The 26,587-nt window shown below is 42.5% G+C and carries 26 protein-coding genes and 1 pseudogene; 15 read left to right on the plus strand and 12 right to left on the minus strand.

Annotated elements, in window-relative coordinates; all coding sequences use genetic code 11:
* Positions 1-6: 6 nt before the first annotated feature.
* Positions 7-3,846 (minus strand): DNA-directed RNA polymerase subunit beta, encoded by a 3,840-nt coding sequence (gene rpoB / locus CC97_RS10240; protein WP_044974895.1) that lies wholly within the window; start codon positions 3,844-3,846, stop codon positions 7-9.
* Positions 3,847-4,274: 428 nt separating this feature from the next.
* Here rpoB and CC97_RS10245 point away from each other — a divergent pair, with 428 nt between their 5' ends.
* The 4 genes from CC97_RS10245 to guaA all read left to right on the plus strand — a co-directional run bounded on the left by CC97_RS10245 (position 4,275) and on the right by guaA (position 9,549).
* Entirely contained in the window at positions 4,275-5,807 is a 1,533-nt protein-coding gene (locus CC97_RS10245) for a YifB family Mg chelatase-like AAA ATPase (protein ID WP_044974896.1), read from the plus strand.
* 36 nt (positions 5,808-5,843) lie between these two features.
* Complete coding sequence (locus CC97_RS10250) at positions 5,844-6,650, plus strand: HAD family hydrolase (RefSeq protein ID WP_044974897.1); 807 nt, start codon at positions 5,844-5,846, stop codon at positions 6,648-6,650.
* Positions 6,651-6,664: 14 nt separating this feature from the next.
* Positions 6,665-7,798 (plus strand): FtsW/RodA/SpoVE family cell cycle protein, encoded by a 1,134-nt coding sequence (locus CC97_RS10255; protein ID WP_044974898.1) that lies wholly within the window; start codon positions 6,665-6,667, stop codon positions 7,796-7,798.
* A 197-nt stretch (positions 7,799-7,995) separates the two neighbouring features.
* Entirely contained in the window at positions 7,996-9,549 is a 1,554-nt protein-coding gene (guaA, locus tag CC97_RS10260) for a glutamine-hydrolyzing GMP synthase (RefSeq protein WP_044974899.1), read from the plus strand.
* 180 nt (positions 9,550-9,729) lie between these two features.
* On the opposite strand, the gene CC97_RS10265 is transcribed toward guaA, so the two are convergent.
* Positions 9,730-10,218 (minus strand): helix-turn-helix transcriptional regulator, encoded by a 489-nt coding sequence (locus CC97_RS10265; RefSeq protein WP_044974900.1) that lies wholly within the window; start codon positions 10,216-10,218, stop codon positions 9,730-9,732.
* A 213-nt stretch (positions 10,219-10,431) separates the two neighbouring features.
* Between CC97_RS10265 and CC97_RS10270 the strand changes: the two genes are divergently transcribed.
* Genes CC97_RS10270 through CC97_RS10285 form a run of 4 tightly spaced genes read left to right on the plus strand, consistent with a single transcriptional unit; the run spans position 10,432 to position 13,396 of the window.
* Positions 10,432-10,635, plus strand: a complete 204-nt coding sequence (locus tag CC97_RS10270; protein ID WP_044974901.1) for a MarR family transcriptional regulator — start codon at positions 10,432-10,434, stop codon at positions 10,633-10,635.
* Positions 10,636-10,639: 4 nt separating this feature from the next.
* Positions 10,640-11,737, plus strand: coding sequence for a site-specific integrase (locus tag CC97_RS10275; protein ID WP_044974902.1), 1,098 nt, complete (start codon positions 10,640-10,642; stop codon positions 11,735-11,737).
* Complete coding sequence (locus CC97_RS10280; RefSeq protein WP_044974903.1) at positions 11,727-12,053, plus strand: hypothetical protein; 327 nt, start codon at positions 11,727-11,729, stop codon at positions 12,051-12,053. The genes CC97_RS10275 and CC97_RS10280 overlap by 11 nt, the downstream gene beginning before the upstream one ends.
* The gene (locus CC97_RS10285; RefSeq protein ID WP_081850073.1) at positions 12,050-13,396 is read left to right on the plus strand and encodes a helicase RepA family protein; all 1,347 of its coding nucleotides are present in this window, start codon (positions 12,050-12,052) and stop codon (positions 13,394-13,396) included. Before CC97_RS10280 ends, CC97_RS10285 begins: the two co-directional genes overlap by 4 nt.
* Here CC97_RS10285 and CC97_RS10290 read toward each other — a convergent pair.
* Entirely contained in the window at positions 13,377-14,672 is a 1,296-nt protein-coding gene (locus CC97_RS10290) for an ISL3 family transposase (RefSeq protein WP_044974904.1), read from the minus strand. The genes CC97_RS10285 and CC97_RS10290 overlap by 20 nt on opposite strands.
* A gap of 54 nt (positions 14,673-14,726) precedes the next feature.
* On the opposite strand from CC97_RS10290, the gene CC97_RS10295 reads away from it, so the two are divergent.
* From CC97_RS10295 to CC97_RS10305, 5 genes are all read left to right on the plus strand, one after another.
* Positions 14,727-15,011: a hypothetical protein gene (locus tag CC97_RS10295; protein ID WP_044974905.1), complete on the plus strand. Its 285-nt coding sequence runs from the start codon at positions 14,727-14,729 to the stop codon at positions 15,009-15,011.
* Between the two features lie 342 nt (positions 15,012-15,353).
* On the plus strand, positions 15,354-16,550 hold the full coding sequence (locus tag CC97_RS10300) for a plasmid recombination protein (RefSeq protein ID WP_044974906.1): 1,197 nt from the start codon (positions 15,354-15,356) through the stop codon (positions 16,548-16,550).
* A 272-nt stretch (positions 16,551-16,822) separates the two neighbouring features.
* Positions 16,823-16,969: a hypothetical protein gene (locus CC97_RS20170; RefSeq protein ID WP_156036876.1), complete on the plus strand. Its 147-nt coding sequence runs from the start codon at positions 16,823-16,825 to the stop codon at positions 16,967-16,969.
* A gap of 8 nt (positions 16,970-16,977) precedes the next feature.
* Positions 16,978-17,934: a serine protease gene (locus tag CC97_RS19610; RefSeq protein WP_156036878.1), complete on the plus strand. Its 957-nt coding sequence runs from the start codon at positions 16,978-16,980 to the stop codon at positions 17,932-17,934.
* A 15-nt stretch (positions 17,935-17,949) separates the two neighbouring features.
* Positions 17,950-18,486, plus strand: a complete 537-nt coding sequence (locus CC97_RS10305; protein WP_044974907.1) for a dockerin type I repeat-containing protein — start codon at positions 17,950-17,952, stop codon at positions 18,484-18,486.
* 486 nt (positions 18,487-18,972) lie between these two features.
* Here CC97_RS10305 and CC97_RS10310 read toward each other — a convergent pair whose 3' ends face one another.
* The 5 genes and pseudogenes from CC97_RS10310 to CC97_RS10330 form a co-directional block, all read right to left on the minus strand.
* Positions 18,973-19,290, minus strand: coding sequence for a hypothetical protein (locus CC97_RS10310; RefSeq protein ID WP_044974908.1), 318 nt, complete (start codon positions 19,288-19,290; stop codon positions 18,973-18,975).
* Positions 19,280-19,750, minus strand: a pseudogene (locus CC97_RS10315) (site-specific integrase); the annotation flags it as partial. The gene CC97_RS10310 and the pseudogene CC97_RS10315, both read right to left, overlap by 11 nt.
* A complete protein-coding gene (locus CC97_RS10320) occupies positions 19,675-20,463 on the minus strand; it encodes a phage antirepressor KilAC domain-containing protein (RefSeq protein ID WP_049962824.1) in 789 nt (262 codons plus the stop codon). The pseudogene CC97_RS10315 and the gene CC97_RS10320, both read right to left, overlap by 76 nt.
* Positions 20,456-20,812: a type II toxin-antitoxin system PemK/MazF family toxin gene (locus tag CC97_RS10325; protein ID WP_044976957.1), complete on the minus strand. Its 357-nt coding sequence runs from the start codon at positions 20,810-20,812 to the stop codon at positions 20,456-20,458. Before CC97_RS10325 ends, CC97_RS10320 begins: the two co-directional genes overlap by 8 nt.
* A gap of 248 nt (positions 20,813-21,060) precedes the next feature.
* On the minus strand, positions 21,061-21,498 hold the full coding sequence (locus tag CC97_RS10330; protein ID WP_044974909.1) for a hypothetical protein: 438 nt from the start codon (positions 21,496-21,498) through the stop codon (positions 21,061-21,063).
* A gap of 328 nt (positions 21,499-21,826) precedes the next feature.
* Here CC97_RS10330 and CC97_RS10340 point away from each other — a divergent pair, with 328 nt between their 5' ends.
* Positions 21,827-22,822 carry an IS5 family transposase gene (locus tag CC97_RS10340; protein WP_044973980.1) on the plus strand — a complete coding sequence of 332 codons (996 nt, stop codon included), beginning with the start codon at positions 21,827-21,829 and terminating at the stop codon, positions 22,820-22,822.
* Positions 22,823-23,125: 303 nt separating this feature from the next.
* Here the strand turns inward: CC97_RS10340 and CC97_RS10345 are convergent, their stop codons facing one another.
* The 4 genes from CC97_RS10345 to CC97_RS10360 all read right to left on the minus strand — a co-directional run bounded on the left by CC97_RS10345 (position 23,126) and on the right by CC97_RS10360 (position 25,939).
* A complete protein-coding gene (locus CC97_RS10345; RefSeq protein ID WP_044974911.1) occupies positions 23,126-24,109 on the minus strand; it encodes a WYL domain-containing protein in 984 nt (327 codons plus the stop codon).
* A gap of 30 nt (positions 24,110-24,139) precedes the next feature.
* Positions 24,140-24,865: a hypothetical protein gene (locus tag CC97_RS10350; protein ID WP_044974912.1), complete on the minus strand. Its 726-nt coding sequence runs from the start codon at positions 24,863-24,865 to the stop codon at positions 24,140-24,142.
* Positions 24,866-24,923: 58 nt separating this feature from the next.
* Positions 24,924-25,427, minus strand: a complete 504-nt coding sequence (locus tag CC97_RS10355) for an ImmA/IrrE family metallo-endopeptidase (RefSeq protein WP_044974913.1) — start codon at positions 25,425-25,427, stop codon at positions 24,924-24,926.
* 80 nt (positions 25,428-25,507) lie between these two features.
* Positions 25,508-25,939 (minus strand): helix-turn-helix transcriptional regulator, encoded by a 432-nt coding sequence (locus CC97_RS10360; RefSeq protein WP_044974914.1) that lies wholly within the window; start codon positions 25,937-25,939, stop codon positions 25,508-25,510.
* Positions 25,940-26,111: 172 nt separating this feature from the next.
* On the opposite strand from CC97_RS10360, the gene CC97_RS10365 reads away from it, so the two are divergent.
* Complete coding sequence (locus CC97_RS10365; RefSeq protein WP_044974915.1) at positions 26,112-26,582, plus strand: hypothetical protein; 471 nt, start codon at positions 26,112-26,114, stop codon at positions 26,580-26,582.
* The last annotated feature ends 5 nt before the right edge of the window (positions 26,583-26,587 follow it).

Below are 26,587 nucleotides of genomic sequence, written 5' to 3' on the forward strand. Positions count from 1 at the left end.
TTTTCCTTAGAAATCATCATTATCGTCTTCTGCTGAAAGATCATCGAAACTGAAATCAGCATCTCCGTCATCAGCAAAATCATCAGGATTATCTTCTTCACCTTCAACGCTCAGTCCTGATTCGTCCGCTTCATCTGAATCGTAGTGATAATCTGCCGCCGGCATTGATGTATCATCACTATCATGAACAGCTGTGCCTGCCGGAACGATATCATCGTCGTCAAATGTCTGCTTGAGGTCGATCTCCTTCTGGTCTGCGTCAAGAACCTTAACGTCAAGGCCAAGTGACTGAAGTTCCTTGATAAGTACCTTGAATGCTTCAGGGAAGCTTGGCTTAGGAACGTTCTGTCCCTTAACGATAGCTTCGTAAGTATTAACTCGTCCTACAGTATCGTCAGACTTAACTGTAAGGATCTCCTGAAGTGTATATGCAGCACCGTAAGCTTCGAGTGCCCAAACTTCCATTTCACCGAAACGCTGACCACCGAACTGTGCCTTACCGCCGAGAGGCTGCTGTGTAACCAGTGAGTAAGGACCAACTGAACGTGCATGGATCTTATCATCAACGAGGTGGTGGAGCTTGAGGTAGTACATGTAACCAACTGTTACACGGTTGTCGAACGGTTCACCGGTACGTCCGTCGTAAAGCTGGAACTTACCGTCTTCGTTGAAGTCAACGCCGTTGAAGAGCATGTCAGGATTGTCGACCATCTTAAGATGCTTGTCTGCTTCCCTGAAGCACTCACGGATGTCTTCTTCGTGTGCGCCGTCGAATACAGGAGTCATGATCTTCCAGCCGAGAGCCTTACATGCGATACCGAGGTGTACTTCAAGTACCTGTCCGATGTTCATTCGTGAAGGAACGCCGAGAGGGTTAAGTACGATATCGAGCGGTGTACCGTCCGGGAGGAACGGCATATCTTCCTGCGGGAGGATACGTGAAACGACACCCTTGTTACCGTGACGGCCGGCCATCTTGTCTCCGACTGAGATCTTTCTCTTCTGGGCGATGTAGCAGCGAACGAGCATGTTTACTCCAGGACTGAGTTCATCGCAGTTATCTCTTGTGAATATCTTGACGTCAACAATTACACCGGCTTCACCGTGAGGTACTTTAAGTGAATTGTCACGTACTTCTCTTGCCTTTTCACCGAAAATAGCTCTTAAGAGACGTTCTTCAGCTGTGAGTTCAGTTTCACCCTTAGGAGTAACCTTACCTACAAGGATGTCACCTGCGTGAACTTCAGCACCGATTCGGATGATACCGTTTTCGTCAAGATCCTTGAGAGCGTCATCACCAACGTTAGGGATATCTCTTGTGATCTCTTCAGGTCCGAGCTTGGTGTCTCTTGCTTCTATTTCGTATTCTTCTATATGGATGGATGTGTACATATCTTCACGAACGAGTCTTTCGTTAAGAAGTACGGCATCCTCGTAGTTGTAACCTTCCCAGGTCATGAAGCCGATGAGGGCATTCTTACCGAGTGAGATCTCACCGTTGCATGTAGCAGGGCCGTCTGCGAGTACCTGGCCCTTTGTGATCTTTTCACCCTTTGAAACGATAGGTCTCTGGTTGATACATGTACCCTGGTTTGAACGCTTGAACTTTGTGAGCTTGTATCTGTGCTCGATGAGGTTTTCGTCCTGAACAACGATCTCGTCAGCAGATACTGCAAGAACTTCACCGCTGCAGTCAGCAACTATGCAGACACCTGAGTCAACGGCTGCCTTGTATTCCATACCTGTACCAACGATAGGATTCTCAGTCTTGAGAAGCGGAACGGCCTGTCTCTGCATGTTTGAACCCATGAGGGCACGGTTCGCGTCGTCGTTTTCAAGGAACGGGATCATTGCTGTAGCTACGGAAACGACCATCTTAGGTGATACATCCATGTAGTCTACAACTTCTCTGTCGAATTCACGGATCTTGTCACGGCATCTTGCATTTACCTTTGCTCTTGCAAACTTTCCGTCCTCTGTAAGAGGTTCGTTCGCCTGAGCAACTACGTAGTTGTCTTCAACGTCAGCTGTCATGTAAACAACTTCGTTCGTTACAACGCCTGTAGCCTTGTCGACCTTTCTGTAAGGTGCTTCGATAAATCCGTACTCATTGATCCTTGCGAAAGTTGCGAGGTATGAGATAAGACCGATGTTAGGACCTTCAGGAGTTTCGATAGGACACATTCTGCCGTAGTGGCTGTAGTGTACGTCTCGTACTTCGAATCCGGCTCTGTCTCGTGAAAGACCGCCAGGACCGAGGGCTGAAAGACGTCTCTTGTGTGTAAGTTCTGCGAGAGGGTTTGTCTGGTCCATGAACTGTGAAAGCGGTGATGAACCAAAGAATTCCTTGATTGCAGCAGTTATCGGACGAATGTTTACAAGTGACTGAGGTGTAATGGTATCCATTTCCTGTGACTGTGTGTTCATTCTTTCACGGATAACTCTTTCCATTCTTGCAAAACCGATTCTGAACTGGTTCTGGAGAAGCTCACCTACAGAACGGATTCTACGGTTTCCGAGATGGTCTATATCGTCAACTGTACCGATGCCTGAGCAAAGGTTGAGGAAGTAGCTGATAGTAGCGTAAATATCATCAAGAATGATGTGCTTAGGAACGAGTTCTTCAACTCTGTTCTTAACGTTTTCTTCAAGTTCCTCGTCATCAGCGGAATTCTCGAGGATCTCCTTCAGAACCTTGAAGTATACCTTTTCGTCGATACCGTATTTTGCAACATCAAATTTTACGTAGCCTGTGATGTCAACCATGCCGTTACCGATGATCTTTACCTCACGTTCAACAAGCTTTGACTTCTTTTCGCCTGTCGGTGTTGTGTAGTCTTCCTTTACTTCAACAGTAACGTAGGCTTCCATTACGCCGGCCTGTTCGATCTCAAGAGCCTTTTCGTATGAGATGGTTTCACCGTCAGACGCCATAAGTTCGCCTGTCATAGGATTTACAACAGGTCTTGAAAGAAGGTGGCCTGAAAGTCTTGAAGCAATACCGAGCTTCTTGTTGTACTTGTAACGGCCGAACTTGCAGAGATCATATCTCTTTGCGTCGAAGAAAAGATTGTTAAGGTGTGAAAGTGCGCTTTCAACCGTAGGAGGTTCGCCCGGACGGAGCTTTCTGTAAACGTCGAGAAGAGCGTCAGAATTGTTCTTTGTGCTGTCCTTCTGAAGAATTGTCTGGTTGAGTCTTTCGTCAGCGCCGAACATTTCTTCGATTTCTTCGTCTGTACCTACGCCGAGAGCTCTGATAAATGTTGTTATCGGAATTTTTCTGTTCTTGTCTATACGAACATAAACAACGTCGTTTGAGTCCATTTCGTATTCGAGCCACGCACCGCGGTTCGGAATAACTGTGGACTTGTAAAGGTTCTTACCTGTCTTGTCCTTCTCGAAGGCATAGTAAACACCAGGAGATCTGACAAGCTGTGATACGATAACTCGTTCCGCACCGTTGATAACGAAGGTACCGCTGTCTGTCATGAGCGGGAAGTCGCCCATAAAGATCTCGCTTTCCTTTACGTCACCGGTTTCCTTGTTCCAGAGGGTTGCAGTAACTCTGAGCGGAGCAGCATATGTAACGTCACGTTCCTTACATTCTGCGATGGAGTATTTCGGAGTGTCGTCGATCTTATACCCTGTAAAGTTTAAGACTAAATTTCCGTTGTAGTCAGTGATTGCTGCTACATCATGGAAAACCTCTTTAAGACCCTCCTCCTTGAACCACTTGTAGGAATTTTTCTGTACCTCGATAAGGTTTGGCATTTCAAGAGCTTCATTGATCTTGCCAAAGCTCATTCTGGTATTTTTTCCGAGCTGTTTAGGCTTGACATTCACCATTGGTGTCTGGTCCTCCTTCTTATTGATAGTCTGCATCAGTGGCCTGCCGGAGATCACTGAAGTCAGAAACAGAAAAAAAATGTGAAAACTATTGATTTCTTGATATATCTGTGATATACTAACCATAGTGTAACAGGGTATAAAACTCCCCATTTTGATACATTATACAATTATACTCCAAATACATGCGGTTGTCAACCGCATCATCAAAGATTGTGAATTTATCCGTATTTTCAATTTGAAGATACGGATTTTTTGTTTATTTTCATACGCTCGTTTCTCCCGTTCATCCATATATATGGCACTATGACAATTCAGAGTAAGATAGTCCATAAAAAATATTTATTTCCGCCTATTGATTTTTCTTCCATAATATGATATTATAATTTTCAGGGAATATGTATATTTAATGGGAGGTAAAGAAAAATATGTTTTCCAAGATCAATTCAATGGGACTTTTCGGTCTCAACGCGTTCTCAGTGGATGTCGAAACTGACATCCGTATGGGCCAGCCTGCTTTTGAAATAGTCGGTCTGCCTGATACTGTCGTAAAGGAAAGCCGCGAAAGGATAAAATCCGCCATACTTGCGGGAGGGTTAAAATTTCCGAACGCCCGTGTGATGATGAACCTTGCACCGGCTGACACGAAAAAAAGCGGCTCCGTCCACGACCTTGCCATCTTCATGGGAATACTTACTGCAATGGGTGTGATCGGCGTCGATACGGACGACTGCTGTTTCATCGGCGAGGTGTCGCTGAACGGCAACGTCCGGCATGTAAACGGTGTTCTGCCGATGACACTCACGGCAATGAAAAGCGGCATAAGAAAAATTTTTGTTCCCGCCGACAATGCTTTTGAGGCTTCAGTGGTTGACGGAATAGAGGTTTATGGTGTAAAATCTATTATAGAAATAATTGCTCACTTCACCGGCGGAAAGAAGCTCAGTGTCTGTGACAGATACTCACCTGCTCCTCTGCCGGATATGAACATACCCGATTTTTCCGACATCAAGGGACAGCATTCCGCCAAGCTCGCTCTGGAGATCGCAGCTTCAGGCGGTCACAACGTACTCCTTATAGGAAGTCCGGGAAGCGGCAAGAGCATGCTCGCCAAAAGACTTCCGGGCATTCTTCCGCTCATGACCTTTGAGGAATCCATCGAAACGACCAACATTCACTCCATTTCCGGTCTTATCGAAAAGGACACTCCCCTTGTAACGGTCCGGCCTTTCCGTGCGCCTCATCACACCATATCGGCTGCAGGACTTGCAGGCGGAGGCACAATACCTCATCCGGGCGAGATCTCACTTGCACATAACGGAACACTGTTTCTCGATGAGCTTGCCGAGTTTGACAGAAAAACTCTCGAGATCCTCAGACAGCCTCTTGAAGAGCAGAAAGTGACTATATCAAGAGCAAGCGGCACCATAACCTATCCTTCGTCGATAATGCTGGTCGCCGCTATGAACCCGTGCCCGTGCGGATTTTTCGGACATCCGAAGAAAAGATGCATATGCTCGCACAAACAGGTGGCGAACTACCTTTCAAAGATAAGCGGTCCCCTTCTCGACAGACTCGATCTGCACGTTGAAGTCGCACCGGTGGAATTTTCGCATCTCTCTTCTACAAAAAAAGAGGAAAGCTCGGCTTCAATACGAAAGCGCATTCAGGCCGCAAGAGAAATACAGAACGAACGCTTCAGAGGTACCGGTATCTCGTGCAACGCACGTATCACCTCCTCGAAGCTCCACGAGTTCTGCCCTCTCGACAACGAAGCGAATTCATTCCTGTGCGGAGTTTTCGACGTAATGGGACTTTCCGCCCGCGCCTACGACAGAATACTTAAAGTATCACGCACGATCGCCGATCTCGACGGCAGCGAAGTAATAAAAAAACGCCACATCTCCCAGGCAGTCCAGTACCGCTCACTCGACCGGAAGTACTGGAACCAGGAGGGGTAACCCACCCCTAAAAAACTTTATAAAAGGAAAATGTACATGATAAAACTTATAGCAAGCGATATGGACGGCACACTCCTCGATGACGACAAAAAACTGCCGCCTGACTTTTTCGAAATACTCGACCGGCTCGGACGGAACAACATCCAGTTTGTCGTGGCAAGCGGCCGCTCCTATCCGGCACTTACACCTATTTTCGGAAGTTACAGTGAGAACATGAGTTTTATCTGTGACAACGGGGCCTGCATAATGGAAAAAGGCAGAAATTCCTTCACCGGCGGCATCGATCCTGATACATTAAAGGAGATCATCACATTCTGCCACGAAAAACTGCCGGAGGCATACCTTGTCCTCTGCGGAAAAAAAGGACTTTACTGTACCGACAGATACAAACCGCGTTCGGAAAAGGAACTTGGTTTCTACTATAACTCACGTACTGTACTCGACGATCTCACCACAGTGGATGACGTTATCTTCAAAATAGCCATCTACGACGAGAACGACCCTCAGAAATATTCCTATCCCGTTCTGAAAAAGATCTACGGCGACAGCCTTTCACTGGTAGTGTCAGGTCATCTGTGGATGGATATTATGCGGAAAGGCATAAGCAAGGGCTCGGCAATGAAAAGCATACAGCACTCCTCAGGAGTTTCGCACGACGAGACCATGGCATTCGGCGACTTTTACAACGACGTTGATCTGCTGAATTCCGCCGGCTTCAGCTTCGTAATGAAAAACGCAAACGAGGACATGAAAAAATACGGAAAATACATCGCGGACGACAACAACAGCGGCGGTGTGACAAAAGCCATCAGAAAATATCTCGATGAAAACGGACTGGTTTAGGAAAGGGATCATAAATGAATAACGTAAAAAAAATAGCAGCCCTTGTAAAAAAATATTTTGACAACCTCGACAAGCTGCTTCTGTTTGCAGTCTGCCTGTGTACCGTACTGGGAATAGTCCTTATCTACTCCCTTGCCGACAGCGGAACGGTCGTACACTCAGTTTACAAAACACAGGTCGGGTCCATGATAATCGGGCTTATTATCTGCATTTTCATTTCATGTTTCGACTACAAGGACTTCGCAAAGCTCTGGTTCCTGTACGTACCGGTAGCACTCGTCCCCGTTCTTCTGACTTTCACGAAGCTCGGTGTCGGTGTTGAAGGTACCGACGACGTAGCCTGGCTGAAACTCGGACCGCTGACCTTCCAGCCTGCGGAACTTCTGAAAATAGCGTTTCTTCTCTCATTTTCCTATCATCTCTACAAGGTGAAGGATGACCTCAACAACCTTATAAGCATCATTCTTCTGTGTCTGCACGCGGGGATTCCTATTGCGCTTATCATGAAACAGGGTGACCACGGAACCGCACTCGTCTTCATCATGATGTTCGTTATCATGATGTATTCCGCAGGACTTTCACTCATCTATATAATTCCTGCGATACTCGCAGTTCCGGTAGTCGGGTATTTCGCATGGCAGTACGCACTCGGTGATGTTCAGAAGGAACGAATAATGATCCTCTTCAATCCGGGAACTGACCCTGAGGGCCTTGAATGGCAGCAGGATCTCGGACTTTCATCCCTTACAGCCGGAAACATCTTCGGAAACGGTCTTTTCGGAAACGGAAAAAGCAATGTTCCTGAGATCTACAACGACTTCATTTTCGCCTATGTCGGATACGTATTCGGATTTGTCGGATGCCTCGCTCTCATCGTGGTGTTCGCTTTCATCTGCATCAAACTCATAGCAGACAGTCTCGTAGCCCGCGACGAACTCGGCAGGAACATCTGCATAGGTGCTTTCTCGATAATATTCACGCACTGCGTTCTCAACATCGGCATGGTACTCAAGGTAATGCCGGTTATCGGTATCCCGCTTCCGTTCGTAAGTGCCGGAGGTACCGCGCTTGTAAGTATGTACATCGTTATCGGCATCGTCCTCAGTGCAAGGCAGCACAACCAGAAGGTCTACAGAATGTTCGCATAATAAAAGCGGCACACTCTCTATAAAATATATTTCGCACAAACACCGGTGTTCTTCACCGGTGTTTTTAGTTACTTACAATCATTGAATTATCGGCAGAAAAATGATATAATTTTTATATTACCCTGATCAGACAGGGCAAACATAATCATTCTTTTTGAACGGATACTATATTACAGTATCAGAAAGGATCTTAAATTATGGCAAATCAGCTATGTATCGTTCTTGACTTCGGCGGCCAGTATAATCAGCTGATCGCACGACGTGTACGTGAATGCGGTGTTTACTGCGAGATCAAAAGATATGACACACCGATCGAAGAGATAAAGGCTCTTGATCCGGTAGCCATCATCTTCACCGGCGGTCCTAACAGCGTTTACGACATGAGTTCACCGCATATTTCAAAAGATATATTCGATATCGGCGTTCCGGTTCTCGGCATCTGCTACGGATGTCAGCTCGTTGCCTGGACACTCGGCGGCGAAGTAAAGAGCTGCGAAAAGAGCGAATACGGTAAAATAGAAATTTCACATAACAAAGGCAGTCTCATCTTCAAAGACGTTCCGGAAAAAAGCGTTGTATGGATGAGCCATACCGACTACGTAAGCAGAGTTCCGGAAGGATTCACAGTTACTGCAGCATCTGCAGACTGTCCTGCTGCTGCATTTGAAAACGCAGAAAAGAAGTTCTACGCAGTTCAGTTCCACCCGGAAGTTACACACAGCGAATTCGGTAAAAAAATGCTCCACAACTTCCTCTACGAAGTATGCGGATGCAAGGGCGACTGGGTAATGGATGACTTCATCGAAAAGACAGTTGCAAAGCTCCGTGAACAGATCGGTGACAAGAAGGTAGTTCTCGGTCTTTCAGGCGGTGTTGACTCATCAGTTGCCGCAGGTCTTTTAAGCCGTGCTGTCGGCAAGCAGCTCACCTGCGTATTCGTTGACCAGGGTCTCATGAGAAAGGACGAAGGCGACTTCGTTGAAGAAACATTCACAAAGCTCTTCGACATGAAGTTTGTACGTGTAAACTGCCAGAAGCAGTTCCTCGAAAAATTAAAGGGCGTTTCTGATCCTGAACAGAAGAGAAAGATCATCGGCACAGAATTCTACAAGGTATTCTGGGACAAGATCCGTGAGGAAGCTGACGGCGGATTCTTCGCACAGGGCACAATCTATCCGGACAGAATAGAATCCGGCAAGGGTAATGCCGCCGGCAAGGGCAGCACTGCTACTATCAAGACACACCACAACATGGTTGAAAAGCCTGCAGATATAAAATTCGACGGAACGATCGAACCGCTCGCAGACCTCTTCAAGGATGAAGTTCGTGCAGTCGGCGAAAAGCTCGGCATCCCGCACGACCTCGTATGGAGACAGCCGTTCCCGGGTCCGGGTCTCGGTGTAAGAATCATCGGCGAGATCACCGAAGAAAAGATCAAAGTCCTCCAGGAAGCTGACGCAGTATTCCGCGACGAGATCAAGAAGAGCGGCATCGAAAGCGAACTCAAACAGTTCTTCGCAGTTCTCCCTGACGTAAAGACAGTAGGCGTAATGGGCGACCACCGCACATACGACCACCTCATCGCCATCAGAGCCATCACAACAGATGACTTCATGACAGCCGACTGGGCAAGAATCCCGTACGACGTCCTCGCAAGAGTTTCAAACAGACTCACAAATGAAGTTGAACACGTAAACAGAGTAGTCTACGACATAACTTCAAAGCCTCCGGGAACTGTTGAGTGGGAATAATACAAATCCGTCCACAAACAGCGTAAATACGTTGATTACGCCATCGCATCAATAACAGTGGCAACGTTTTGGCAACAATTCTCGATTATCGGCAACAGTAATAAATTTTCTGTCTTAAAAGATAAGAGCTATCTGATTCATTTACGAATCGGATAGCTCTTTTTGTTTTATTCAGATTAGTTATTTTTCTTTCACTGCTCTGCGTGCAGCTTCATTCCGCTCCGCCTCCGACCTCGGATATCTGTATCGCCACTGGTCGTACTCCTCGCGGGTGATTTCCCCATTGCGGTACTTCTGAGCCATCTCTTCCCACGGTTCGAGCAGACCTGTCATTTTCGCAAAGGTCGAGCCATTCTGCCTGTTGATTCGAATACATATTTCATCATCCAGGCGGTCAATCTTGAAACCGTATAAATCTTCAAGTGCAAAAAGTGTATGCATCAAACCCGTATAGCTGTCTATGTTCGGAACGTTCAGAGCCTCGGTCGATACATCAAGTGCGTCGGCAAGTTGTTCTATAAGATCAGTCTTTGGCGTTCTTGAACCTGATTCGTACTGTGCCATACGAATATCAGCTGTACGTTCCGTAAAGCCGACCTGTAAGCCTAAGAACTTCTGCGTCATACCTCTGAGGTTGCGAATAAACCTTATTCTCTCTCCTATTGCCATATTGTTGCCCTCCGTTTTCATCAAGCAGCATACAGAAATGTACTATGCTGCCATATTTCACAAATCAATTATAGCATATCTGTTTAGTATATGTCAAGTTAGTAGAAATAAAAATGTTTAGTAATTTAGATATTGACATAACGGATTTTGTTTAGTATAATAAGAATACAGCCTAACGTTTTAGAGTTAAGTCAAAGAAAGGAGCTACTCATGATGACAGACAGAAATTTTATGAGAGTTGAAGACGTTGCCAGAGAGCTTGATGTTTCCAAGTCCTATGCATATAAAATAGTACAAAAGCTCAATCAGGAGCTTGAAGCTAAGGGCTACATCACGATCTCGGGCAGAGTAAACAAGCAGTACTTCCTTGAAAGAACTTGCTACGGTGGTTCTTCCGAGGACAACGAAAGGAAGTGATACGATGTCAGTCTACAAAGACGGTAACAAATGGCGTGTGATCTATCGTTACACCGACAGCCGTGGAGAACGCAAACAGACACAGAAGCGTGGTTTCTCCACAAAGAAAGAAGCTCAGGCATGGGAACGTGAACAGATGAACCAAACGGAATCGCGCCTCGATATGACTTTTGAAAGCTTTTCTGAAATATACTTCGAGGATATGAAGAAGCGTCTGAAAGAGAACACATGGCACACAAAGAATCATATTCTCCGCACAAAGCTGATACCTTTCTTCAGGAAAAGAAAGATGTGCGATATTCTTCCAAAAGACGTGATTGCCTGGCAGAATGAAATGCTCGAAGGTTCTACAAAAACAGGTAAACCGTATTCACCTGTGTATCTGAAAACACTTCATAATCAGCTCAGTGCCATCTTCAATTATGCAGTAAAGTTCTATGGACTTCCGGACAATCCCGCAGCCAAAGCAGGAAATATGGGTAAAGCGAAAAACCGGGAGATGCTGTTCTGGACGCAAGAGGAATACAAGAAGTTCGCTGAAATCATGATGGACAAACCTGTTTCATTCTATGCGTTTGAAATGCTGTACTGGTGCGGTATCCGTGAGGGTGAACTTCTCGCCCTCACCCCAGCCGATTTCGATTTTGAAAAGCAGACAGTATCTATAACAAAGTCTTTTCAGCATATCAATGGACAGGATATAATCACCGACCCGAAAACGCCAAAGAGCAACCGTGTTGTGAAGATGCCTGATTTTCTTTCTCAGGAGATACAGGATTATATCAGTCAGCTTTACGGTATCGGTGAACATGACCGTATGTTCATGATAACCAAGAGTTATCTGCATCATGAGATGGACAGAGGGTCAAAAGAATCAGGTGTGAAGCGTATCCGCATTCATGATCTCAGACATTCGCATATCTCTCTGCTTATTGAAATGGGTTTTTCAGCTGTTGCCATCGCAGACAGAGTTGGTCACGAGAGCATTGATATTACCTATCGTTATGCACACCTGTTTCCAAGTACGCAGAATGAAATGGCAGACAGGCTCAGTGATCTCAGAACCGAAGATGAGGAAGGTGGTGAGAAAGATGTCAGCTAAGAACCTTGATAATAAAGGCAGATTCCGCAGCCGAACAATTGGCTTCCGTGTATCACCCGAAGAAGACAAGCTGATAAACTCGGCTGTTGCCCTATCAGGACTGACCAAGCAGGACTACATTATAAAACGGCTTCTCTGCCGTGATGTGATCGTGCAGGGAAACCCAAGAGTGTACAAAGCTTTGAAGAATCAGCTTGCAGAAGTCCTCGAAGAACTCAGGAGAATAGAAAACGGCTCGGCTGCGGACGATGAGCTGCTGTCAACAATACAGCTCATAACAAAAACTTTAAATGGTCTGAAAGGAGAAAGAGAATGACCGAAGAAAGAAAAATGACTGCTCTTGATGCACCTGTTGGCGCAGGTGCTGAGCAGCCATGTGAATTATCATCATTAATTATACCAGAATATGGGGAGAATTTCAACCCTTCTGACGAAGAAATGTTTGAAGCACAGATGCAGTACGAACAGGAAATGCAGGCACAGGCAAAAGCAGAACGTGAAGCTGCTCCTGATTTTATGCAGACAGTATCAATGCCGGAGCTTTACGAAATGGTCTATCCGGGCAAGCCTCCCGTAATAGATAACTTTCTCTACCCGGGCACTTATCTGTTCGTAGGTGCTCCGAAAGTGGGAAAGAGTTTCATGATGGGACAGATCGCCTATCACGTCAGCTCGGGTACACCGATGTGGAACTATGCTGTCCGCAAGGGAACCGTGCTTTATCTTGCACTGGAAGACGATTACCGCAGATTACAGGAACGACTTTACCGAATGTTCGGAACGGAAGCAACACCTGATCTTTTCTTTTCAGTTGCTTCCAGATCACTGAACGACGGACTGCTCGATCAGCTCAATGCCTTTATGAACGAACACCCCGAAACCTCGCTTGTCATCATCGACACTTTACAGAAAGTACGTGAAGCCGAGGGCGAAACTTACAGCTATGCCCGTGATTATGAAATAATAGCTGAACTGAAAGCATTTGCTGACAGAACAGGTATCTGTCTGATACTTGTTCATCACACCCGTAAACAGAAGTCCGATGACAGCTTCGACCGTATCTCGGGAACAAACGGTCTGCTCGGTGCAGCAGACGGAGCGTTCGTAATGTATAAAAACAGTCGTATCGAAGATGATGCTACTATTGAAGTATCAGGACGCGATCAGCCTGATAAAAAATACAAGCTCACCCGAAACAAAGAAACGCTGTGCTGGGACTTCAAAGGTGAAGACTCTTCCGATTTTTCCGAACCGCCTGAACCTGTTATTGAAGCAATCGGAAAATTCATCAGCGAAGACAATCCGTCATGGGAAGGAACAGCGACAGAGCTTATTGAAAAACTTGCGCTTGACATCAAGCCTAATGCGCTTTCTCTGAAGCTGAACGTCAACGCCGGAAAGCTGTATAATCTTTACTTTGTACAGTACAGCAGCAAGCGTACACACAAGGCTAAAATTATTGAGGCATCGTTAATATGTGTGGTAACTTTTCCGCCTCTGTTCTTTATCCTTTTGCTGCTATTAGAGAAACCAGCGTGTGTGGATATCAGTGTCAAGGGTTTCCGCGTAGCGGTGCTTGCACCCTTGATACTGATATTCACATATGCTACAATTTCTAATTGCAGAAGAAGGATGAACGCTAATTCCAAGGCAGTCTAACATCAATGCCTGAGCATCTCAGCATTATCATAGCTAACATGTTATCGATATTTCTGAAGCCATAGGCCATACGTATAGATAGTTTTATCTTGTTGTTAATTGCTTCAACTCTTGCGTTCGAAAGATGATATTTTATCGTGTTCAGAATCGATTTTCTATGACGATTGATTTTCTTTTGTAGCTCAACAAACTTTGGCAAACGACAATGTCTTGCCCACTTAATCCATGCATCAAGTTTTTCTTCAGCCTCCTCAGCTGTATCACTATGAAAGACGTATCTAAGCGCTTCTTTAAGTTTGTAAGCTCTGAATAGTTTAGGATCTGTTTTCGATATCCAGTCAATCTTGTCAGCTTGCCTGGACGTGAGTTTTTCCATCGACTTTCCTAATATGAGCTTGGATGTCTTTATTTCTTTAGCAACGTCAATCGTCTTCGGAGTATCCTTGGGCTTACGACCACGTTTGGCTGGTCTTTTACATAGTGCTACTTCCTTTTTGATTGAACGCCATGTATCTACGCGCATATCGTCAAGTGCTTCCATTGCCCAGCTGATTACGTGAAAAGGATCTACACAGCGCTCAGCGTTTGGACAGTATTCTTTTATACATTCATCAATCCATTTAGCTCCGTCTCCGGATACGAGTTGTATGTTTGCTCTCTGTTCTTCTGTTAGCTGATCAAAGAATGAAGAAAACACACTTTTACCATGACCTTCAGATGCCCATATCACCTTTCCGGTATCATGGTTTATCACCGTCGTTATGTATTTATGACCTTTCTTGTAGCTTGTTTCATCTACACCGATTCTAAAGAGATTATTAAATCTTTTTTCAGGGTCAGTATCAAGTGCATCGTTTACTCTTTTAACGATTGCTCCAACGGTACCCCATGAAATTCTCATGAATTCTGAAACTGCAACTTTAGAACAATTAACAGCCAGCCAGGCTGTTATCTGCTCAAAATCATAGGTGAAACCTGAGTTATGCCTTGCCCACGGAAACTGACATGTAACCACTCCGTGTTCAGGACACCTGACTCTGCATGATGGGGCTACAAGTATCACTTTGTATGTTGACCAGTCACATGCTCGCCACGTTCTTGCTCCATAGTTTCCTGCATCATATACTTTACATTTCCTGCCGCAGATTCCGCATCTGCACTGATGTCCTTTGGTTGCATGGACCTGAATGATAAACGTGTCGTCTTCAAATACAGTTTTATCTATCGCTGTATACTTGACATTTAAGATTTTTTTGATATAATTATTACAAAGCATATGGTATCTCCTGTTTTAATTTTTTCTCGTCAAAAAAATCATAACAGATATCATATGCTTTTTCAATTTTTTACGGCTTTTTCTGCGATTTTATTTCCACACATGTTAATGAAGAGCCAAATTATTCAGCTCCGTTACGATGCAGATCACCCTGTCATTGTTGCCCCTGAAGTGATGCCCGAAGCAATAAATGATGATACTCCTGCTGAGAAAAACAACTCTGATGGCGTCGCAGCTGTAAATCGTGAAATCGTCATTAACTCCAATACGGTAAGTGATATTGCGGACGAAGATTATGATACGCCTTATCAGCTCATGATTGAAAACGCTTTAGCGTGACGATGTGCGTCGATGCGTCGATGGTTTCGGAGCGGTGTAAAACATCGTCACCACCGACGCACATCGACGCAGAAGCAAAGCATTTTTTCAAAAAAGAAATACAGTTTTCCAATGTATTGCGGGTTACGATTTACAATCGGATACCCGGAAATCCGGAAGGCGAAGCCGACGGAAAAAGCCCCGCAGGGCGACATAGTTCTTCTGATAGACTTTCAAGGCTGTCGGAAGTACTATGGAGTTACAAGCGGCGCACACGCCCTTTGTAAGCGGTGCTCCGCACCGTTCAGAAGCACGCCTGTGCAAGCTATAAAAAAGAATAAAGGAAAGGAAAGGAATTTCAAAATGAAAGAGAAAAGACTGACTTTTAGCCAGGGCAAAGGATCAATCACGCATAATAATCGTGAGTTCGTTGCGAACAATGTTGATCCTGCACGTACCCCTGATAATATCACTTTTATCGCTCAGCCGATAGCCGAAGCATATGATCAGCTTTTCAGAGAATCAACCGAGCGTTACAACGCAAAGCAGACCAGGAACGATCGTAAGATCAGCGACTATTATGAACATCTTTTCGGATGTAAGCCGTGCAATACTATAAAAGTAAATGCACTCGATCAGAAAAGCTTCTATGAAGTACTGGTTCAGGTCGGCAAAAAAGAAGATACGGGTATCGGAACCGAGGATGCACAGGTCGCTGCTGATATACTGAAAGAATACATGGAAAGCTTTCAGGAACGCAACCCGAACTTCTATGTTTTTAACGCAGTTCTTCACATGGATGAAGCTACTCCCCATCTGCATTTCGACTACATTCCTGTTGGTCATTACAAGCGCGGTCAGGATACGCAGAACGGTATAGCTCAGGCACTCAAAGAAATGGGATACGGCGGTGGTAAAATGGCTATTGCCAAGTGGAGAGCCGCTCAGATAGATGTACTGAATGAAATCTGCCGTAAGCACGGTATCGAACCCCTTCCTCCCGAAGAATCCAGAGGAACACTCGAAGTTGAAGAATACAAGGAACAGCGTCGTAAAGCTGATGCTCTGGCAGTAGAAAATGCTCAGGCTGAAACAGAACTTTCAGAAACGAAAGCGGAACTTGAAAAAGCTGCAAAAGCGAAAGCCAAGCTCATGGAGATTGACAGCGTGGAAACAGGTAAAACCGTATTTGGTGGAAAAATCACTGTGTCAAAAGAAGACTGGGACAATGTTACTGCCCTCGCCAAAAAGGAAGTAGCATCGCAAAAGCAGACAAAGAAGCTACGCAAGGAACGTGATGATGCAGTACAGGAACTTGATGCACTCAAATCCAAGTTCGAGGTGATTTCCTCAGAGCTTTCAGCCTACAAAAAGAAAGAAGCTAATAAACATTACTTCTCACGTGAGAATATGGCAGCTGAAAGTAAGCGTATCAAGCGAGAAGAGCAGCTTTCCCGTGATCTGCAAAAGGCTATGACCGTCATTGATGCTCACGGTCTGCGTGATGAATACAACCACACAAAAGTAAACACAGCACACAGAAAGAATGTGCTGGAATAAATTTCTTATTTTAAAAATTATGATAAATAAGGTGTGATAATTCGGACTTTCGTGTGTATAATAAGTAAAGAAAGTTAATGAAGTGAAAGGAGGAAGTTGTACAGCAGAATAATATCGAGAAAATTACTCAATTATAATGCACATAGCATGCAAAATCACAGATTAATTCCAAAAGAAGTTCATAAATATATTGACTTTCTCAAATGATAGTGCTATTATAAGTTTAGGAAATAGTTTTCCTAATAAACAATTTTGAATAGGGGGAATTTATCATGAAGATTTTAAAAGGGATGTTATCGATGTTTACAGCATTGACAATGTTTGTTTGTGCAATGCCAAGTGTAAAAGTAAGTGCAACAACAATTTACGGAGATGTAAACAATAGCAGCACGGTGGATTTGACTGACGTTAGTTGTTGAATCTGTATTTGGAAGGCTCAGTTTCTGCTTCGAGTATCAATAAAAAATATGCTGATGTTGATCAGAATACAGTTTTAGATGTATGTGATTTAAAAACTATAAAAGCATACATTACGCACTCACTTTCATACCTGCCGTACAGTGAGAGCGGAAACACTTATAGTAATTGTAACAATTATGTATTTCCGAGTGATTCATCAAGAAACTATACAAAGTATAATTGCTCTACAGGAACAACATCAACATACACTTTAAATTCGTTATCTAATTATATGCCACGTACTGGAAACTTTGACGGAAGACAAATAGATTCTTCTGCTAACGCCAAAAGTATTGTGATGTTAGAATATAAAAAGAATGACGGGCAATGGTGGCAAGGCTCAGGCTTCATTGTAGATAAGCACACAATTGCGACATGTGCACATTGCATCTATAATGGTACATCATTTAATACAAATTATACAATTAAAATCTATGATTCTGATGGCTCAACGCTTTTAAACACACTTTACGCCAAAGAACTCCATGTTCCAAGTAATTACATTTCAAGTTCTTCTTCAAATTACGATTACGGGTTGATATATGTTGACTCCAGTTTATCAAGCTATGGTAATATTGCATTAGGAACCGCAACAGATTACTTCATGTCAACCTCTTCGGATTTATCAATAAGTGGATTTCCTCTTGAAGTTTCAGGATCACCAGTTGTAGATGTTAGATATTATGAAACCGGTGAAGTTTTGCCATCGACAAATTCTGATCTGATTCGTTGCTCGGCTTATGCCAGTAATGGTGACAGCGGTGGTCCAATGTATATACAATACTCTTTAAATGGCTCGACATTTCGCTCAGCTATTGGAATATGTGGTTATTATAACTATAATCTTGGCGTAAGATATAGTGGAGGCGTTAGAATTACGACTCCTATACTTAGATTTTATATGGATAATGACAACATCGGATAACAGGAGGAAAAAATTATGAATAAAAAAATTGTTTCTCTTCTTTCGTGTTTTATAATGTTCTTGTCTTCTAGTGCTTCAACAGTATATGCTGAAACAGAACTGATACACGAAACGCAAAAAATATATCAGTTAATGGAGAATTATATAGCTGAAAATTATCCAGGTGATGCCAAAACCGTCATATCCGATGACAACACAATCGAAATAATATTTCGTGAAGTCTCTAAAGAAGAGCATGAGTTTAATGGAGCTGCTATTTCAAAAAGTATTTCTGAGTACTTAGAGAATAACAATATTGATTCTTCAAAAGTTAATGTAGCGTTTAGAATTGAGTCTCCTGCAGCAGCATCACCTGTAATTGCAGGTGACATAGACCATAATGACTCAATTGATGTTACAGATCTTACAGAACTCTCACTTGCACTTTTAGGCGATAAGGAACTTACAGCAGATCAGCAAAAAGCAGCAGACATTGACGGTGACGGAGCAGTCACTCTTGCCGACCTTGCAAGACTTCAGCAGTATCTTTCCAAAAAGATCAATTCTCTTTAATGCTTATTAATTAAACATACTGTAAAGGTGTCAGCGTACTTCGCAGGCACCTTTATAGTTTATATAATGAACAATTTCTTGTATAATAATTTCGCTTTTAGGAATTGACAATCAAATACATATGCGCTATAATAAAAACATCTCCGGCAACACTTTGGCAACAAAAAATCAGATACTCCAAATTTGACAGACAACACAGATAATAGAGATACCACAAGCTAAATCACCTAACTGAAATTGTTTAAGATTACGGTTTAAGGAGCGAGTGGGAATGATATCATTTTTCAAACAAACCGCGCAAATACGTCGTTCGAGACGTCTCTAAAACGTCAGTGATACTATTATGATACTAAAAATTTAATACTAAAAATTTAACTTTTATGCGGTACTGGCGTTTTTGGCGGTGGTTTTTACACTAAAAATTTAATACTAAAAATTTAACCCTGACTGATTTTACATGATGAATAATTTCAGTCAGGGTTTTATTTATTTTCTTAGTCCGTCAAGAGTATCATTTATCTGTGATATCAGTTCAATAAGTTCACTTTCCATGTCCTCTCCTCTGTCAATTCGTCTAAGCTCACAGAGCACCTCTGCAAGTGCGTTTCTTAATGCTTTATAGGTCCTTGGATTTCCGGTAACACTGATTTCACGTTGAAGTGCACGCTGTATCAGATAATCCTGTTTGGTATGGCCTGACAACCTAACAAATCTGTCAAGCTGTTTGTTTTCTTCTTCTGACATTCTGAATGATACTATTTTTCCGCGAAAACGACCTTTACTGTCAAGATTTTTAGCAGACATCATCTTCATCCCTTTCAACATTTAATTTTTCGGCAATTTCCTTCTGTTTAGTCGGAAACAAATGAGCATATCTATATGTGATATCTATACTCTCATGTCCCAGACGATCAGCTATAGCCACTGCTGAAAAACCCATTTCTATAAGAAGAGACACATGGGAATGTCTCAGATCATGGATTCTGATTCGTTTCAATCCCTTTTCCTTACATCCACGATCCATTTCATGATGAAGATATGACTTGGTGAATTCAAAAATTTTGTCCGAATCTTTAACCCCATAGAGTGAACTTATGTATTCTTCCATTTCTTCGCACAGAAAATCAGGCATCGAAATAATTCTTATGCTTTTTGGCGTTTTAGGATCTGTAATAACTTCTCTGCCATTTATCTGCTGAAAAGACTTCGTAATCGAAACTGTATTTTTGCAAAAATCAAAATCTTTTTTTGTAAGTGCAAGTAACTATCATTTCTTACCGGTGTGATCCCGAAAGAATCAAGTGTTCTGTAGAGGAATTCAACACCTTTCTGTGTCCATCTGGTATGAACATATTCTCTGTAAGATCCGGTTCTGTAATCATATGATCTTCGTATATCAGTGCTTACATAACCTTTGCCCTCATACTGTTCAGTAAGGAACCAGGTGTTATGTGATCTGTACTGAATACCAAGTCTGAAAAGCAGAAGGTTGAAACCGGCAGCTGTTGTTCCGTATTCATATGCTATATCAGAAACTTTGATAAGCTTTCTGCTTTTCATTATGAAATCATAATATTCAGCTTTCGGTTCAAGTGAGGAGATCCTTTCTTCAAGCAGAGCGTTGTTTGTTCTGAGTTTCTCCTCTGTGGAATATGAACCCGTCTTTCTGATTGAAGGGAGAACTTCTGACGTCACCCAGCGCTTGAACTTCTTTGCAGAAGGAAGCTTACTTGAAAGAACAAGGCTGTAAAAACCCGATTCATTGATGATCGTCATTTCCTGTACTCCTGAAGGTGTTGCCATTTTAGCAACACCTCTGTCTTCCTTATCGACCTTTTTGGAAACAGCACTTCGCGGATCAGCGTATCCGAGTTTCTCGGCAACATCTTTGCCAACAAGCCACGGTTCACCGCCAATGGTCACTGTTCTTACAGAACCGAATTCTTCGTTTTCAAATATTTTTACTTCATTACTCATTTGTATTTCCTCCGTTCAGATCGAAACTTATTCCAACAGCTTTGTTCACCTGTTCCATTACATCATCACCGAGTGTGCAGAGCTTTTTTCTCAGTCTCGACTTATCCATTACCTGTATCTGTTCACAGAGGATAACCGAATCCTTATAAAGTCTGTCGCTCTCCACCGGAACGTGAACCGGAAGATTCCTTTTCTTCTTTGAAGAAGTGATCGGAGCTACCAGTGTAGTCGGACTGTAGTGATTGCCGACATTGTTCTGAATGATAAGCACTGGTCTTTTTCCTCGCTGTTCGCATCCTGTTCCCGTGAGTATTGCCAGATAAACCTGACCTCTCATTATGTGTTTCATTTGCATTTTCCTTTCGATAATGTATTCATAGAATGATCTATGTAAAGACAGACCGTTTTGTTCCGGTCTGTCGCTCGTATCATAGTTGTCATATTTGTTCTCAACATCCCTGACAGGGGAGACATATAAGCCGGTCATCCGCTAAGATGACCTCATAGGATTCTAACCTCTATCCATTCCTGTGGAATAGCCGTCGCCGGAAGTATCATTATACCCATTGCCTGTCGTCGCGTAACAGGAGCTGCCTGTTATGGACAGAACATTTCCCGCTCCTTCAGATATTTATCAGGTGCAGTGCCTGGCTTCTCTTTGGTCACTAAATAGTTTTGTGCCGCCTGCGGCAGCTTCTCGATCATGAGCTTGCGAAGTATCTTTTCTTCAACCGGTTCAGAAGTATCTTCCACAATACTTGTTCCGTCAAACTCATCTGTATCCAGTGCGTTTAATGAAACAAGTCCTGCACGCTGAGCTTCCTCATTTACATATCTTTCACGGCGGTATTCCTTGTAGAAGCTTCTGTATCCGGCTTCATCCGTTTCCATAAGTGCGTATCCGAGATTGATGAAATAAGCACGTTCCCCTTCCGGAAAGCTAGCTATGTAGTTTCTTAATTCTTCCTCAGATACTTCTCTGTATCCTTCGCCTGTGTTTTCACGGTTGTTCATTACAAAATAGATTTTAGACATTATAGTATCCTCCTGAAATTTCTGAATTGACTCTGTGTGTTCAAATCAGAAATTCAGGGATACCTTGCGACTGCTTCGCTGTACTTACTCTGCATCTTTCTGCTCCTTTTCAGGGCAACAAAAAAAGACCTGCAGATAAAAATCTGCAAGTCTCGATTGCTGCGGCATATTCGCCGGCAGAAAAAAAGTATAAAAAAAGCCCTGCCGCTTTAAAAGCAGCAAGGCCGATTTCTAAGGAAACGCTGATTTAATCGACGTTAGTATTGACAAATTGTCGTATATATGATATAATGTAGTTAATAAAATATATTATGCGAGGTATTTTGATATGAACGGACAGTTAAGTTTCAGCGATATGGAATATTCCCTTAGAAAGCGTCAGGGAAAAAAAGAAGCGTTTCTTAATAGAATGGAAGAGATAATTCCATGGGATTCATGGATTCAGATAATCGCTCCTTACTATCCGTCAGGTAATCATGGCAGACCTGTAAAAGGTATCGAGACCATGCTTAGAATGTATCTTCTTCAGGATTGGTTCAATCTATCAGATGAAGGTGTCGAAGATGCTATTTATGATAGCTATGCAATGAGAAAATTCATGAAAATAAATTTTATGCATGAACAAGTTCCGGATGCAACAACATTACTGAAGTTTCGACATCTTCTTGAAGAACATAATATCGGCGACGCTATTTTCAAGGACGTTAATGATCGACTTGAAAAGGCAGGACTTATCATGCATGGTGGTACAATTGTTGACGCAACAATAATTGCAGCACCAAGTTCAACAAAGAATGCCAAGGGAGAACGTGATCCTGAAATGCATCAGACTAAGAAAGGCAATCAGTGGTATCATGGAATGAAGGTACATGCTGGAGTAGATGCTGGAACAGGATATGTGCATACAATAACCGGAACAGCGGCAAATGTGCATGATTCCACTGAAGCATCTAAGCTTATTCGCAATGATGATGAAATAATGTACGGCGATTCTGGTTATCTTGGTGTTCCGGCACAGAATGCCATAAAACAGGATGAGCATCATAAAAACATGAAGTTTGAAATCAATAAAAGACCGTCAAGTTTAAAAACCTCAGATGACTATAACGGTATTAACTGGGATAAAAAGATGGAGCATGATAAGTCATCAGTAAGATGCAAAGTGGAACATGCTTTCCTCATTGTAAAGAATACATTTGGATACTCAAAAGTAGCATACAAAGGAATAAAAAAGAACATGAATAGATTCAATTTTCTATTCGCATCAGCAAATTTGCTGATGTGTTCTCGTGCAGGAAGAACTGCAGAATTTTGCAAGGGGTAAGTGTACCCTAATGCGGATTAATTCCGCAAAAAATAATAAAAAAATGAGGTAAATGCTCGAATAGCGATTCGCATTTCAATATTATTCCAATATTACAAGGATATTTTATTATATCACGACTTATTCAGCGTTTCCCTAATATTAAATTGTATCAGTGCATGAGGCTGTATTTCTGCCAGCATACACATTATAACACGCGGAAACTCCCGCGTCAGTCCCAGAAGAGTCTCAATTAAGTCTCATTATAGTCCCACTTTAGTCTCATATGATTTCCCAAACACTGTTTGGGAAATTCAAAGTTTCTCACTTCATCGTCTCCAGCACTTCATTCAGATGAACCATGTACTTTGTTTTCAGCTCCTCCGGTTCAATGATCTTTGCTTTACTGCCAAACTGGAACAGCCATGCGAAGAACGGTGCTTCTGCTTTTACTTTCACGTGAACAGTAAAGTGCTCGTTACCGTCAGGAATAAGAGATACATCTTTTCCGAAGCGGTCAATGACGGTATTGATAAGCTTGTTATCAAAACGGAGCTTAACATCTCTTGATTCTCCGCTGAACATTGAGAATGATGAGTTCATATACTCAGCTATGCTGAAATCCGAAGGCTTGGGTACGATATCTTCTTCAAGAATCTTTACACTTTCCATTCTGTCCACACGGAAATTTGATATTGAAGTATACTTCTCATAGTGTGCAATAAGGTAATAGCGTTCATCTGTCCAGCTGAGAGCATACGGTGAACAGACGCGAAGACCGTCACGGTATTTTTTCTTCTTCTGAATATCGTAGTCGAAATATTTGAAGGAGATTTTCTTTCCTTCAGATATTGCACGATGAATAGTATCAACATTTATATAGATACGTTCATTCATTGCTTTGACTCTGTTGGATACGAACACCTGACGATGAATCTGCTTTGCTTCATGTACACTTGCAAGGCCTTCGATCTTCTTAAGCAACTCATTCGATTTCCGCTCGGTAAGGAAACGTGATGATGTAACTGCATCAGCAAGAAGTTTCAGTTCCGGAAGTTCAAACTCACGGCTTGCTACATAGTAACCGGAAGTGTTTCCTTTGAGCTGCTTTATATCCAGTCCGAAAGTACATAACGCTTCAATATCCTGATAAAGAGCTTTTCTTTCAGCAGATATTCCGCAGAGTTTAAGCTGATTTATTATCTCGCTCATAGTAATCGGATGCAGTTCGTCAGTCTGTTCGAGCATTATCTTATATAGGTAGAGAATCTTTAATCTCTGTATTGAATTCTTTTCATTGTTAGCCATAATAATGCTCCTTTTCAAATTCAGCAATAATTAAAAACATCCTTCATTAATGATAACTTTTTTGATATCAGAAATGGAATTCAGAGCAAGAAGTATACCGTGAATGATTTTGTTTTCATTCTGTGGTTCAGTATTACCGAGATCAAGATAAACTGAAACTCTGTTTTTATCAGCCGTAACATTTAAATAGCCGATATAATCATCGCCTTCAAGTTGAAAATCATATGCGTTTATTGCATTTCTGACGGCTTTGGCTTTTTCTTCGTCAGCTGCATCATCGTTAAAGTAAACACTGTAATTAAAGCATTCGCCTTCAAATCCTTCGGCATGAACTGAATAGTTAAGAGAAAGTTCTTTTAAGCCCAAAGCCTGATCCCAATCTGATTCTCCATATTCATCATCTTCTTCGTTCTCATTTTTTGTGTCTTTGGAAACAGGGCTGCCATCATTGATGATTACTTTCTGAATTTCTGTGACATTATTATTTAATGCTGCGATGAGGCATTCAATAACTTCTTCATGATACTTCTTCGAAAGCTCCTCAAGACCAACACCAATTTCAATCTCATCCACACTTAGTATTAAATTTGTAAATGCTTCCTCAAATTGCTTATGAAGTTCCAGGATAGCTTTTTTTGCTTCTTCATACTGTTTTTCCTCAAACAACGTCTCAGGAAATATATAAAAAACTACTCCTTTTTTGGCTTTGCCTCTGTAATCAACGGGAAAATAAGTTTTGATTTTATCCAGTTCCATAATAGTCCTCCTGATAATGATTTAATTAGTTAATTGTGATTATATGCTATACTGTCTGTTATGCCAGAAAATCTGATTTCGGAATAAACGGAATGTTCAGTGAACATCCTCTTACGTTCATATCATTAAGCTTGATAAGCAGCATTTCATGCGGTACGCACATTGCCATTGCTGCCTGTTCTGTTGTGTATCCGTACCCCACGTTTTCCATTACATCCTCATCGCGGATGATGAAGTTTGCCGCAAAGATGTTGGCTTCTATTTCAAGTTTCGAGCTCATATCATAAAGTCCGTTTTCCTTGAAAGCAGAAACAGCATGATGCCTGTGCAGGAAGTGATGGCCGAGCTCATGAAAGAGAACTATCTTCTCCATGTGTTCGTCAAGAGATTTGTTCAGAAATATATACGGGCATCGCTGGATGACAGTGTACATGCCCTTAAGATCGGTAAAGTCTTTGTATTTTATAACAATATTACACGCTTCTGCAATTTCAAACGGATCGTCCGTTCGGAATTTCTTTTTCAGCTTCTGCACGAAACTGTTGATTTCATATGCGTACATAATTCACCAGCCTTTCCGGGTGACCCTATTATTATGTATATTATACTGCAAACCGGTGTGTCAAAATCAGTACAACGGGATTATTCACCGGAATTTTCTTCACTGTTCTGATCCTTGCGGTATTTCTTCGGAGTATATTTTTTGTTCGTGATCTTAGCTTCCCAGTATGCTTCCTGAAGAGCTTCCATAACGTTCGCCTTGTCCTCTTCTGAAATATCTCCGCCGGCAAAAAGTGCAGAAGCATTTTCGATAAGTTTCTTTGCGGCAGCTTTTCCTTTTGATCCGTATTTCTCATTTGCTTCGATTACGAAATATTCATCATCAGATGCAAGAGCTTTTTCATCAACTCCAAGGATATCTGCGATTTTAGCGAGTATATCTTTCTTCGGAGTGCGTGTTCCGCCTTCATAATTCTGAATGGCACGTGCAGATACGCCGGCCTTTTCTGCAAGATCTGCCTGTGTAAGTCCGCGCATTCTTCTGATTTTTGCGATTCGGTCTTTAAGTTCCATAAGTCCTCCTGACTGTTCGTGTTCACGAACATTTTTAAGAAAAAAGTCTTGACAACCGTTCGTCTGCCGGTTATAATATGCTTGTACCGTTCGTTCGTGTTTATTATATCACATCACGCACAACATATCAAGTATTTACTGAGAATTTTTTTCTGCAGGAGGGGATATTATTTTGAGCAGCACCAAATCAGCGTTCGGGAAAAACAAACTGAAAAACGTAAAAGCTTTGCTGAAACTTTACCGGAAGGTTCTTTATTCAGTGAACAATAATCTTTACTATCTGGATGAAGAAGTGTACGTAAACAGCCGCCGGCATCTTTCTGATCTTGTGGATTCTCTGGTCGAGTTCGAGACCAGGGAAGAGAAACGCCGTTTCGATGACAGAGTGAACAGCTGTCATAAAAGCCTGTCGCTTCTTGAACTTCTCGACAAGACTATCGTCATGGTCAGGGACTATCCGGACAAGGGACGAATCTACTACGATATTCTCTTTCGCTATTACTTCGATAATTTCAGCTACACTCATGAGGAACTTATATCTGTTCTTGAAATGTCACGTTCAAACTATTACAGATATTTTGATCAGGCGGTTGAATGCTTCTACACGGTTCTTATTCCTGTTCTGAAATCGGAAAAACTATGATACTG

The organism is Ruminococcus sp. HUN007 (assembly GCF_000712055.1).
Lineage (GTDB): Bacteria > Bacillota > Clostridia > Oscillospirales > Ruminococcaceae > HUN007.